Source organism: Nocardia sp. NPDC049190 (genome assembly GCF_040648115.1).
Lineage (GTDB): Bacteria > Actinomycetota > Actinomycetes > Mycobacteriales > Mycobacteriaceae > Nocardia.
On record NZ_JBEZDE010000018.1, the window covers coordinates 1 to 12,613 of the forward strand.

10 protein-coding genes are annotated in these 12,613 nt (G+C 65.3%); 5 read left to right on the plus strand and 5 right to left on the minus strand.

Annotation, left to right across the window (positions count from 1 at the left end; genetic code table 11):
• Positions 1 to 1,099 precede the first annotated feature (1,099 nt).
• From AB0B25_RS17290 to AB0B25_RS17300, 3 genes are read right to left on the minus strand one after another with little or no spacing between them, the layout of a single operon-like run.
• On the minus strand, positions 1,100 to 1,972 hold the full coding sequence (locus AB0B25_RS17290; protein WP_357180012.1) for a sugar phosphate isomerase/epimerase family protein: 873 nt from the start codon (positions 1,970 to 1,972) through the stop codon (positions 1,100 to 1,102).
• Positions 1,969 to 3,159 carry a dihydrodipicolinate synthase family protein gene (locus AB0B25_RS17295; protein WP_357180015.1) on the minus strand — a complete coding sequence of 397 codons (1,191 nt, stop codon included), beginning with the start codon at positions 3,157 to 3,159 and terminating at the stop codon, positions 1,969 to 1,971. The genes AB0B25_RS17290 and AB0B25_RS17295 overlap by 4 nt, the downstream gene beginning before the upstream one ends.
• On the minus strand, positions 3,156 to 4,319 hold the full coding sequence (locus tag AB0B25_RS17300) for a Gfo/Idh/MocA family oxidoreductase (RefSeq protein WP_357180018.1): 1,164 nt from the start codon (positions 4,317 to 4,319) through the stop codon (positions 3,156 to 3,158). Before AB0B25_RS17300 ends, AB0B25_RS17295 begins: the two co-directional genes overlap by 4 nt.
• A gap of 176 nt (positions 4,320 to 4,495) precedes the next feature.
• Here AB0B25_RS17300 and AB0B25_RS17305 point away from each other — a divergent pair, with 176 nt between their 5' ends.
• The 5 genes from AB0B25_RS17305 to AB0B25_RS17325 all read left to right on the plus strand — a co-directional run bounded on the left by AB0B25_RS17305 (position 4,496) and on the right by AB0B25_RS17325 (position 9,595).
• Positions 4,496 to 5,536 (plus strand): LacI family DNA-binding transcriptional regulator, encoded by a 1,041-nt coding sequence (locus AB0B25_RS17305; RefSeq protein ID WP_357180021.1) that lies wholly within the window; start codon positions 4,496 to 4,498, stop codon positions 5,534 to 5,536.
• A gap of 127 nt (positions 5,537 to 5,663) precedes the next feature.
• Positions 5,664 to 6,536, plus strand: coding sequence for an ABC transporter permease (locus AB0B25_RS17310; RefSeq protein WP_357180024.1), 873 nt, complete (start codon positions 5,664 to 5,666; stop codon positions 6,534 to 6,536).
• Positions 6,537 to 6,580: 44 nt separating this feature from the next.
• A complete protein-coding gene (locus AB0B25_RS17315) occupies positions 6,581 to 7,621 on the plus strand; it encodes an ABC transporter substrate-binding protein (RefSeq protein ID WP_357180027.1) in 1,041 nt (346 codons plus the stop codon).
• Positions 7,622 to 7,638: 17 nt separating this feature from the next.
• The gene (locus tag AB0B25_RS17320) at positions 7,639 to 8,436 is read left to right on the plus strand and encodes an ABC transporter ATP-binding protein (RefSeq protein WP_357180030.1); all 798 of its coding nucleotides are present in this window, start codon (positions 7,639 to 7,641) and stop codon (positions 8,434 to 8,436) included.
• Between the two features lie 49 nt (positions 8,437 to 8,485).
• Positions 8,486 to 9,595, plus strand: a complete 1,110-nt coding sequence (locus AB0B25_RS17325) for a glycerate kinase (RefSeq protein WP_357180033.1) — start codon at positions 8,486 to 8,488, stop codon at positions 9,593 to 9,595.
• Positions 9,596 to 9,738: 143 nt separating this feature from the next.
• Here AB0B25_RS17325 and AB0B25_RS17330 read toward each other — a convergent pair whose 3' ends face one another.
• Together AB0B25_RS17330 and AB0B25_RS17335 are read right to left on the minus strand one after the other, a co-directional pair.
• Positions 9,739 to 11,763, minus strand: a complete 2,025-nt coding sequence (locus AB0B25_RS17330; RefSeq protein ID WP_357180036.1) for a polyprenyl synthetase family protein — start codon at positions 11,761 to 11,763, stop codon at positions 9,739 to 9,741.
• A 205-nt stretch (positions 11,764 to 11,968) separates the two neighbouring features.
• A complete protein-coding gene (locus tag AB0B25_RS17335; RefSeq protein ID WP_357180039.1) occupies positions 11,969 to 12,463 on the minus strand; it encodes a hypothetical protein in 495 nt (164 codons plus the stop codon).
• Positions 12,464 to 12,613: the final 150 nt, after the last annotated feature.

The window sequence follows — 12,613 nt, forward strand, 5'->3', positions numbered from 1 at the left end:
TCGGGGCCCATGACCGACCAGAATCGCCTACGACATCGTCGATACAGCTACCAAAATTCCCGACACCGTGGACCGCGAGAAGTCCTGGGAATTCGTCGTCCGACAAGAAGGATGCCCTGTGGCAGAGCCGACCAGAAGATTTCCCTCCGCGGACTTGAGCGGCGAAATCATTTCCGGCCGATAGTCGAAAATCGACAGACCGGCGGGCCGGTCACGCCCACGTCACCGACCGACCCGCGACACCACATCCGACACCAGACGAATTTCCGGCAAGCAATGTCACCGCCCTCGAAGAGGCACAATGACTCTACGTCATCGTTCTCGGACGATGCATCGGCACCCGGGCCCGGCGGCGATGAAAACACGGGAACAGCAACGGCTTTCGATGATCGGGTTCGATGACCACGATCCTCCCGACGTTGTGTCCGCACGCGACGGCGGATGCCGAGATGCTAGTTGGGTATCCGATTCGCTCACGCATCAATCGATCACCATCAGGGGCTGTTGGGCGAATGGGTGCCGCCCGTCCGCGCGGCATCCGGGCGCGGATTGAGACACTGGTTAGCCAAGGGCTCGACGATACAGGCGGACCACAGCAGGATTCGCCCCTCATCGAGACTGCTTGGGAGGGATCGGACCACGCAGTTTCTCGCTGACTCGGAGCGTAACAAATCTCGGAGCGTCGGCCAGCTCCTGCGCTTGGCTTCTCGCATACGTGCGGACGTCGAACACCGGGATCTTCGCCGCGTCCGCGGCGTCACGGCGGGGCCGTTCGAGGGCCTCCATCGCCGCACTCGTCATCCGATCGGATGTCCAGGGCTGGGGGCCCGTCCCGATTCCTCCAGAACCTCCTGTGCTCAGGATCTGGATACCAATTCGATGGCACTGTGTTCATGATCCCCCTTGCCGCAGTTGCTCTTTCGAGAATGTCAGCCCAACCGGGTCCCTGCAGGCAGAGCGCAACAACTGCTTCACGCCACTGGTGATCAGGTGCGCCAGGTGCCTGCCCCGGCTCGTAGCCGGAACGACATCGAGGGCGAGCCGACCGGCCGATCCCGGCCGAGGACTGAATCTGGGCCGGGATCGGCACGAGTCCGGTTCAGTCCACGAGGGACGGGAGGATCAGATCGCGGTAGCGTTGCTTCATCGTCTCGATCACGTCATGGCCATCGCTGGACCATACTGCCGCATTGAAGATTTCGACTTCGACGTCGCCGCGGTAACCGGCGTCGCGAACCCACTCGCCGATCGTCGCGAAGTCGATGACGCCATCGCCCATCATGCCTCGCGACAGCAGGGGATCGGCGGTCATCGGGTTCAGCCAGTCGCACACCTGATACGAGCTGATCCGCCCGGTCGCACCGGCCTGCGCGATCTGTTCTTCCAGGGTCGGATCCCACCAGAGGTGGAAGGTGTCGACTACAACCCCCACGGTCTGCGCCGGATACGGTTGCGCCATCGACAATGCCTGTGCCAGTGTGGAAATCACCGCACGGTCGGCGCAGAACATCGGGTGCAGCGGCTCGAGAGCGAGGCGGATGCCACGCTCGGCCGCATAGGGGACCAGCAGTGCGAGCCGCTCGTCCACCCGTGCCCGCGTGGCGGCGAGGTTTCGGTCGGGCATTCCGCCCACCACCATCACCAGTTCCCGCGTGCCCAGCGTTGCCGCGTCGTCGATAGCGCGGCGGTTGTCGTCGAGGGCCGCTTGTCCGTCGCCCGGCTCGGTCAAGAATCCGCCGCGGCACAGACTGGACACGCGCAACCCCGCATCGGCGACGATCTTCGCCGCGGTGGCGGCACCGACCTCGTCGACCCGATCGCGCCACAGGCCCACCGCACCGAGCCCCGCGCGGGCAGCGCCGTCTACCGCCTCGGCGAGCGTCCACCTTTTGGTCGTTACGGTATTCAGCGACAGCGAGCGGTATGGATCGGCGAGATCGAATGGCGACTGCTGTGCCGCGACCGAAGTCATGAGCTCAATCCGTTCAGTTCGAGATAGACCCGCATGCGGTACGCGGCGAGTTCCGGATCGGGGAGCAGCCCGGCTTTGTCCGCGAGCCGGAACAGTTCGGCCATATGCGGCACGGAGCGGCCTGTGGACAGCCCCGCGACCATCGAGAAGCCCGGCTGCTTGCCGTTGAGCCAGGACAGGAAAGCGATACCTGTTTTGTAGTAGTAGGTCGGCTCCGCGAAGATGTGCCGCCCGAGTTCCTGAGTGGAGCTGAGGATTTCCGACGCGCGCGCACAATTTCCGTTGTCGAGTTCCTGTAGCGCGGTCGACGCGGCCGGGTAGATCGCCGCGAAGATGCCCAGCAGTGCATCCGAATGCCCCTGCGCGTCACCGATGATCAACTCGGGATAGTTGAAATCGTCGCCCGTATACAGCCGCACCCCGTCGGGTAGTGCGCGGCGAAGCGTGACCTCGTGGGCAGCATCGAGCAGTGACACCTTGACTCCGTCGATCTTCGATCTGTTGTTCTCGATGAGCGTGCGGAACGTCTCGGTGGCGGTCTCGATATCGGCGCTGCCCCAATATCCGTGCAGCGCAGGGTCGAACATGGTGCCGAGCCAGTGCAGGATCACCGGTCGATCGACACCGGCGAGCGCCTTCTCATAAACGTACATATAGTCGTCGGCCGACTGCGCGACCTGAACGAGTGCGCGCGAGGCCATCAGGATCACCTGTGCTCCGGCCTCGGTCACCACGTCGATCTGCTCGCGATACGCATCGACGATCCTGGCGAGTCCGGCCGATCCGGAGGGGAGTCCGGCGAGGTCGAGCTGATCGGTTCCGGCCCCGCAGGCGAGCCTGCCGCCGACCGATGCCGCCTCGCCGCCGGATCGCCGGATCAGCTCCGCGGTCGCCAGCCAGTCCAGGCCCATCCCGCGCTGTGCGGTGTCCATGGCATCGGCGACGCCGAGTCCGTAGGACCACAATTCGTGTCGGTAGGCCAGCGTCGCTTCCCAATCGATGTCGGCGGGAGCGCCCGGCGTGTTGTCCGCCGACACGCGCGGAACGACATGCGCGGCAGCGAAAGCCACTCGGGAGACGATCGGCCGTGTCGGCCGCGTCCAGTCGCCGGGGGTACCGAGAACGTACGGTTCGAGTCGGCCGTCGACCGGCAGCATGACCGACACGCCCGCGGACGTCGCGGTCACAGCGTGATCTCCGGAATCTCGATCCGACGGCCCTCGGCGGAACTGCGCAGTCCGAGTTCGGCCAGCTGAACACCGCGGGCGGCGGACAGCAGCCCATAGCGGTGCGGCCGTTCGTTCACCACGTCGGTGAGGAACTCCTCCCACTGCAACTTGAATCCGTTGTCCAAATCCGCGTTCGCGGGCACTTCCAGCCATTGATCGCGGAACGGCTCGGTGACCGGGAGATCGGGATTCCAGACCGGCTTGGGCGTATGCGAGCGATGCTGCGCGACGCATTTGCGCAATCCGGCGACGGCCGAGCCGTGTGTTCCGTCGATCTGGAACTCGACGAGCTCATCGCGGTACACGCGCACTGCCCACGACGAGTTGATCTGCGCGACCACCCCGTTCTCCATCTCGAAGATCCCGTAGGCGGCATCGTCGGCGGTTGCCGGGTATGGCTTGCCCTGTTCGTCCCATCGGGTCGGGATATGCGTCGTCGCCTTGGCGGTGACCGTCTCGACTTTGCCGAGCAGCCCCTCGAGCACGTAGTTCCAGTGACAGAACATGTCGACCACGATGCCGCCGCCGTCCTCGGCCCGATAGTTCCAGCTGGGTCGCTGGGCGGGTTGGTTGTCGCCCTCGAATACCCAGTAACCGAATTCACCACGCAGCGACAGGATCCGGCCGAAGAAGCCTTCGTCGATGAGCCTGCGCAACTTCACCAGGCCGGGTAGATAGAGCTTGTCGTGCACGACGCCCGCGGTGATGCCGGCGTTCGCGGCCACCCTGGCGAGTTCGATGGCCTCGGCCAGCGTCTCGGCGGTCGGCTTCTCGGTGAAGACGTGCTTGCCCGCCTTCATCGCGGCGGCGAGTGCCTCGGCGCGCCGTGAGGTGACCTGCGCATCGAAGTAGATATCGATCGACGGGTCGGCGATGACGGCGGCGGCGTCGGTGCTCCATTCGGCGATGCCGTGTTGCGCGGCGAGTTCGGTGAGCTTGGCGGCATCGCGGCCGACCAGGATCGGCTCCACCTGGACGCGGGTGCCGTCCTGGAGCTGTAGCCCGCCGGCGTCGCGGATCGGCAGGATCGATCGCATCAGGTGTTGGCGGTAGCCCATGCGACCGGTGACGCCGTTCATGGCGATGCGGAGCGTGCGCGGGGATGTGGAGTCGGGCATTGGTATGTGCCTCTTCTGATTTGCGTGGCTGACGACCGCAGAATGGGTCGTGGACGGTGTGGATGGACCCGCACACGTCGAGTGGACAAGTCAGCGTCGGAATGCGCTTTCCAAGCTATGCTAGTCCCGGGTGTCCGGTCAACCCCACGCGTACCGAGAGGACGAGGCACGAAGTTATGGCGGCTGTGAGATTGCAAGACGTCGCGATCCGGGCGGGCGTCTCCCAGGCGACCGCGTCACGCGTGCTCAACGGCTCGTCGCGGATCCCGGGCGAAGGCGTCGCCGACCGAGTTCGCGCCGCCGCCGCGGAATTGGGATACGTGGCAAATGCCCAGGCCCAGGCCCTGGCGCGGGCTTCGACCGGGCTCATCGGGCTCATCGTGCACGATATCGCCGACCCCTACTTCTCCTCGATCGCCCATGGAGTCCAGACGGCGGCGCACCGGGCGGGCAAACTCGTACTGCTGGCCAGCACGCAACGCGATTTCGATATCGAACGCGAATCCGTGAGCACCTTCATCTCCCACCGCGCCGACGCGATCATCCTGGCGGGATCACGCCAGAGCGGGGGTCTCGACCGCGACCTCGAGAAGGAATGCGCGCGGTATCTGGACAACAACGGCAAGGTGGTCGTGATCGGACAGCCGTTGTCCTTCGGCGCCGCCGTAGAGCTCGAAAACCACGCGGCATCAGCGCAATTGGCGCACGCCCTCCTCGAACAGGGCCACCGTGATTTCGCCGTCATCGGCGGGCCGGGCACTATCAGGACCGCGGTCGACCGGCGCAACGGCTTCGTCGAAGCTCTCGCGACGCGAGGCGTGACACCGCTGGTGGAGATCGCGGGGGACTTCTCCCGGGATGGCGGTTTCAGTGCCGCGCGCCGGCTCGCCGCCGCATTGGATCTGCATCCGGGACGAGCCGGCACCACCCCACCCTGCGTATTCGCTGTGACGGATGTCATGGCGATCGGGGCGATCGCGGCCTGGCGTGAACTCGGGCTTTCGGTCCCCGACGACATCTGCGTCGCCGGATTCGACGATATCCCGACGCTGCGTGACCACGTGCCGGGTCTTTCGACGGTAGCGCTGTCGCTGGTCGACATCGGCGAGCGTGCCGTCCGGCTCGCGCTCGACGACTCCGCCACCGCGTCGCAGGCGCACGAACTCGTGCCAGGTCGGGTGATCCTGCGCGACAGCAGCGCGATACGCTGCCCCTGACCTGCAAAAATTCCGAACCCTTGACACTGTGGATCCGGTCACACTAGCCTCGGTCGCAGCTTCGGAAAGCGCATTCCCAGCGGGTGCGGTTCGAACCCCGCTCCAACTACTAGCTTTAGGACTCCAGATGGCGGTAGTCACGTCCGTCGAGGCCAGTTCCTCCGCACGGAAAGCGACCCCACCGGTTCGCGCCCGGCGCCGGAAGCTTCCATCCCTCTCCACCATGTGGTCGACCATATGGCGGCCGCTCGCCCTGGTGGTGGTGCTCGTCGTCGCATGGTGGGCCGTCACGAAGTTCGAGCTCGTCGAGCCGTACATCCTGCCGTCGCCGGCGGACACGTGGCGAACCGCTGCCGACAACTCGACGTACCTGCTCCAGAACACGTGGGTCACCACCTACGAAACGGTGGTCGGTTTCCTCATCGCCGCGCTGGTCGGCGAAGCCGTCGCACTGGTGATGATCTACTCCCGCGGTACCGAGCGAACGATGTACCCCCTCATCCTCTTCGCGCAGGTCATCCCGAAGATCGCGATCGCTCCGCTGTTCATCGTGTGGCTCGGCTTCGGCACCAGCCCCAAGATCCTCGTCGCTGTGCTGATGGCGTTCTTCCCCATCGTCATCTCCGGTATGGCCGGGCTGCGCTCGGTGGATCCCGAGATCCTCGAACTCACCTCCACCATGGGCGCGAGCAACTGGAAGACGTTCGCGAAGGTGCGGTTTCCCGCATCGCTGCCACAGCTGATGTCCGGCCTCAAGATCGCCGCCACCCTCGCGGTCACCGGCGCCGTCGTCGGCGAATTCGTCGGCGCCAATGAAGGGCTCGGCTATGTGATCCTGCAGGCCAACGGAAATATCGACACGGCGATGCTCTTCGCTGCCCTGATCATCATGTCCCTGCTGGGCATCATCCTGTTCGCGATCATCGAGGTCGCCGAGCAGTTCCTCATTCCATGGCACGCCTCCCGTCGATCCACGACCTCGGTCGTCGGCGCGGCATGAGCATGTCGAACGCACTATATTTCCGCCACAGCTGGAGAAATCGCATGAAATTCGGAACGCGCACATTCACGACGATCGGCGCTGCCGCGCTGGCCTCGGTCCTCGCATTGACCGGCTGCGGAGGCGGCGGCACCAGTGCGAAGGACCCCGGTACCGACGGGAAGACCACCTCGGTGTCGCTGATGCTCAACTGGTATCCCTACGGCGAGCACGCGCCATTCTATTACGGGATCCAAGAGGGCATTTTCGCCAAGCACGGCATCGATCTGAAGATCTCGGCCGGGCAGGGCTCGACCAAGACCGCGCAGGCCACCGGCTCGAAGCAGACCGACTTCGGCTGGGCCGACGCGCCGGCCGTCCTCAGCAATATCGACAAGGGCGTCAAGATCAAGAGCGTCGGTGTGTTCCTCCAGACCACCCCCTCGGCGGTGCAGGTATTCGCCGATTCGGATATCCGGACACCCGCCGATCTCGCGGGCAAGACGATTGCCGTCTCCGCGGGCGACGCACCGACCACGACTTTCCCCGTCTATCTCGAGAAGGCCGGCGTTCCGGCGGATAAGGTGACCCAGCAGAGCCTCGACTCGGCGGGCAAGATGTCGGCGATGCTCTCGGGCAAGGTCGACGGGCTTATCGGCTTCGCGCACGATCAAGGCCCCACTATCGCGAACAAGAGCGGCAAGGAAGTCCGCTACCTGCGGTATTCGGACCAGGGCCTGAACTTCTTCAGCAATGGGCTGATCGCCAACCAGGCCACCATCGAATCCTCGCCCAAGCTGGTACAGGCCATGCTGGATGCGACGAGTGAGGCGTTCGCCGCCGCGGTCGCGAAGCCGGAGGCAGCGGTCGCCGCGATGGAGGGTAAGGATCCGCAACTGCCGCCGCAGCAGGTGCTGCTCCAGCAGTGGCAGCAGACCATCCCCTTGCTCAGCACGCCGGAAACCGCGGGTAAAGCGCCGGGAACCAATGCCGCAGCGAACTGGCGCGCCACGATCGATGTCCTCAGCAGCACGGGGCTGCTGGACAAAGCCGAGGACCCGGCCAAGTACTGGGACTCGAAGTTCACGCCGACCAGCAAGCCGTGACCGGAGCGACTGACGATATGAGCACCAACACCATTGCCCGTACCGATACCGCGGTCGCGGTGGACAACCTATCCGTCCGGTTCTCGTCCAAAAGGGGTGAGGTCACCGCGCTGCAAGACGTCGGATTGCACGTGCGCAGAGGCGAATTCGTCTCGATTGTCGGACCGTCCGGTTGCGGCAAGTCGACGTTGCTGAAGGTAGTCGCCGGCCTTACCGATCCGAGCGCCGGCAGCGTCGAACTCGGCGGCGCCCCCGTGCGTGGGCCGCAGCGCAATATCGGCTATGTATTCCAGCGTGCCGCGCTGCTGGAATGGCGGACCGTTCGCAAGAACATCCTGCTGCAAGCCGAGATGCGCGGCATGGACAAACGGGCTGCCGCGGCCGAATGCGCACGACTCATCGAGATGACCGGGCTCAGCGGATTCGAGAACGCGCTTCCGCACGAACTCTCCGGCGGCATGCAGCAGCGGGTTTCGCTGTGCCGGGCCCTGCTGCACGAACCGGAAGTGCTGCTGATGGACGAGCCGTTCGGCGCACTCGACGCGCTCACCAGGGAACGGATGAACGTCGAGTTGCATCGGGTCTGGCGGGAGACCGGCACGACGGTGCTGCTGGTCACCCATTCGGTGGCCGAGGCCGTATACCTCGCCAACCGAGTGGTGGTGATGAGCCCGCGGCCGGGCAGGATCATCGAATTGCTCGACGTCGAGCTGCCCGCGCACCGGGATTACGCCTCGACAATGGAGACGCCGGAATTCATCACGGTCGCCAACCGCGTCCGGGACCTGCTCGGCTCGGTGGCCCACGCGGACTGATATCCGGTCACCACTGTCGAGCCGACTCGTTGATAAGGAAGTCCACCGCGTGAGGGTTCTGGTCGCCCCCGACAAGTTCAAAGGAAGCCTTTCCGCGGCCGAAGTGGCCGACCGGCTGGCGGAGGGCCTGGCGTCGGCGGGGATCGACAGTTACCGGATGCCGCTGGCCGACGGCGGCGACGGCAGTGTGGATGCGGCGATAGCAGCGGGTTTCGCTCCGCATCCGGTGACGGTGGCCGGGGCGGCGGGGACGCCGAGATACGGGAGAATTGCCGTCGGAGACGGCACCGCTGTCGTCGAGGTCGCCAACACCTGCGGCCTCGACACGCTGCCGAACGGCCGCCCGCTGCCGCTCGACGCGAGCAGTCTCGGCATGGGGCAAGCCATCGCGCAGGCGTTGCGATATCGGCCGCACCGGCTGGTCCTCGCTCTCGGTGGCAGCGCCAGCACCGATGGCGGGATGGGACTGCTCGCAGCGCTCGGCTTCACCTTCGCCGACGCGACGGGCAGACAGCTGCGCGCATGCGGACGGAATCTGAGCCGAGTCCGCACCGTCGACGCCTCCCGGGCGGCGCAGCTGACCGGCATCGAGATCGTGGTCGCCAGTGACGTCACCAATCCTTTGCTCGGACCGAACGGCGCGGCGGCGGTGTACGGGCCGCAGAAGGGAGCCACCGAAGCCGAGGTGCGGTTTCTCGACGCTGGTCTGAACAGCCTCGTCCAAGCGTTCGCCCGCAGCGGCTATCCGGACGCGATGGCGGTCGCGGCGGCAGCCGGAGCGGGCAGTGCAGGCGGCATCGGCTTCGCGGCGTTACTGCTGGGCGGCAAGATCGTGTCGGGCGCCGAGTTCTTTCTCGACTTGTTCGAGTTCGATCGGCACCTGCGCGGATACGACCTGGTGGTCACCGGGGAGGGGAGTATCGATGAGCAGACCGCCAACGGCAAACTGCCCACGGTCCTGGCCCGCCGCGCCCACCCCGTCCCGGTTGTCGCCGTGGCCGGTCGGAGCACGTTGTCGCGAGACCAATGGGGTCCAGCGGGTTTCACGGGCATCTACGCACTCGGCGACTACACCGACAGACCCACCGTTGCCGACCCCGAACTGACCCGGCGAGTGCTGACCCGGATCGGCCAGCAGATCGGAGTGTCGGGTGGGTAGGCCGTATCGGCAGAGTGCGGTCAGGACGGTGTGTGGGTGCCGCCGAGGGGCTGACCGACTCGTGTGAGTGACCCAGGCCGGAACGTCCGCGCGACTACCGAAGCGGATCGCACGGGACACCCGGGTTTTCGCCGACCGCGGGGTTACGGCGCGGTAGGAGCCGGTTCATCAGCCGCGTGGTAGTAGACCTCACGGCGCAAGCGTTCGAAGTCCGGCTCCGGCCCTTGGAACGCGGAGGTTTGTGTATGCCGATCGCTGTCGGGCACCCGTCGCGCCATGTTCGTCAGGCTTTCGTAGATCGACTCGAATTTCTTCCCGAGGCCGGACAGGCCGGGAAGGATCCGGAACAGTGTGGGTACATAGCGGATCACCGCGTCGAGTTCGGCGCGTTGCTCGGTCAGTTGGCGTTGCACCTGTTCGATGGCTTCGTCTCGGGTGCAGCCTGTTTCGTGACGGATGGCTCTGACCAGGTTGTAGGGGACTTGGTCTGCCTCGTCCTGATCGATTCCCACCAGGTCGTTCTTGACGAAGGCCACAAAGAAAGCAAGTTCTTCCAGACGGCGGATCACGTGGTGGTTGCGCACGATCGGTGGAAGTTCGCGGTCGTGGTGTAACTCCAAAATGGCGATGGCGGTTTCGAATCCGCTGGTCGACTTCCGCAATGGCAGGTAGTCGGCGGTGGCGGGTACGTAGCCGTCGAGGCGGTGGCGTGTTTCGCGTTCGGCGGCTTCGAACCACGCCTCGATGTCGTCGAGGAACTTCTCCTGCCAGCGAGCGCTGCGGCCCGCGCGCAAGCGTGGCCACAAACTCGCCCAGGCCGTGGCGAGCGCGCCGGACCTCCAGGGGTTTTCCGGGTCCTGGCGCAGTGTCGCGACCATGCCACGCCGCAGCGCGGTAATGGCTTCGGGATCGGTCAGCCGCGGATCCTCGAACAGGTCATCCCACAGAAAGCACAACATGCCCAGGGCGGCGGCGGTCTGTTCATGGGCGAGGTCGGCTGGGGTCACGGAGGAGAACATGACGCTCAAGAGCTGGAACGATCCGGCCCACCGTCGGTGATCCAACTCGGCAGGGGAGACGGCAAGACCGGTGTCCACCAGCCAACTCCGCAGCCATCGAGTGATCTCCGGCGAGAGCTCCGCACGGTTGGTCTGGGTCGCCTGCGCTGAGGAACGGGAGGTCACCGGCAGCGGAGTCCGCCGATCGAGTACGGACCGAGCGTACGCGGTCATCACATCGCGGGCGTGCGGGTCGGCGGCCAGCGCGGCGATCCTGCCCTCGGCCTGGTCCATGAATTCGTCGGCCACCGCTTGTGCTTCGGCTACGGCGCCGGAGGCGATGACGATTTTCCGGACGCGGGTCGCTTCCGCACCTGTCATCGCTCTGCCCAGCAGGCGGGCCAGGATCTGATCGCGGGCCGCGGCGCGGATCACGGGAAGTGTGTAGATGCCCTCGGGCAGATCCGCGTTGACCGGCTTGCCCATTTCCTCGGCGGTCGAGGTCAGATCGAGGATGTCGTCGCGCAACTGGTAGGCCAACCCGAAGTATCGGCCGAACCCGGCCAGCGCCTCCTCTTCCTGATCGCCGCGCCCCGCCTGCATCGCGCCCACCCGGCATGCCAGCGAGAGCAGCGCCACTGTTTTGCCGTCGATCGCGTCCAGATAGGACTGCTCGCTGCGGGAGGCCACATACCGGTCGGCGGTCTCGATCACCATGCCCGCGCACATCCGCTCACCCGCGATCGTCCCTGCGAGACCTTCTCGCTGGCCGAGTTCGGTCAGCATCCGCGCGCTCGCGAAAAGCGCTGCATCCCCGCCCAAGACAACCAATGGCGAACCCCATACCGCGTTGGCACTGGGACGGCCTCGTCGCTCGTGGGCATGATCGATGACGTCGTCGTGGTACAGCGAACCCAGGTGCAGCAACTCCACGGCGGCGGCGGCGCGCACCACCCGGTCATCGGCCGGGACGGCGGGATCGGTGAGCAGGTAGTACGACAGCAACGTCAGCGTGGGACGCACCAGGCGTCGCGGACTGTCCGCGCCCTCGTCTGTGAGTACGGTCAGTTCAGGCCTGCCCGGCAACTGCACGAGGCCGAGAACGTCACGAACGCGGTCCAGGTCCGCCTTCAGATGCGGGAAGGCAGCCGAATCTCTTTCACGTGGCATAGGGGCGCTCCTGACTGATGACATCGGTCATCCACAACACTGTCGATCAGTGAATTTCACACCGCTTCGATCCGGAAGATGGTGGTATCAAGCAATTTTGACGTGTCCGTCACAGAAGTCGTCGGTGGAGCAACGCCAGTTACGAACGAGTGGAGATCGCCCCGGCCGGACGGCCGGGGCGATCTCGAGTGTCCGGACCTGGATATCAGCGGTCGAGCGTTGCGTTCACCACGCAGTTGTCAACCGCCTGCATGAGCTCATCACTCAGCGAGATGTTCACGAGTGCGGCTGAGACTTTCGGGAACGTCGTGTTGGTTCGTGCGCCTCCGGTCGACGCATACACCTGGCCGTTGCGGATGATCCAAACGTTCGAGGGCTCTTTCACGACGCCGTTCTGGTCGACGATCTGAGCTCCGAAATATGTTGTGCTGCTGGCGCTGATCACTATGCCGTTGGTCAGTTGCCAATCGGCGTGCGTCAGTCCCTGCTGTACGGAATCGACGATGGATGCCGCCGCGGGCGCGCATTGCGAATCGGATGGCTTGAACGGGGCGCCTGATCCGGCCGGCGAGGGATTCGTGGCGGCCGACGGCGTCGGTGCCGCCGCGCTGGTCGTCGACAGCTCAGCGGCAGCGGACGATTCGTCACCGATGATCAGGCCCACCACTACAAGAATCACCGCGATCACGCCGAGCGTCACACTGAGCCCGACGAGGACCAGAGCTTTGGTTCTGTTCCGATCCGGCTGCGGCGGCTCGGCGGGGGTCGGTCGGTCGGACGGTTGAGTCACGGGCACCTCGAATGTCATACGGACAGAATCGCTTCGAATGGAATCACGACAAGCCGTCGG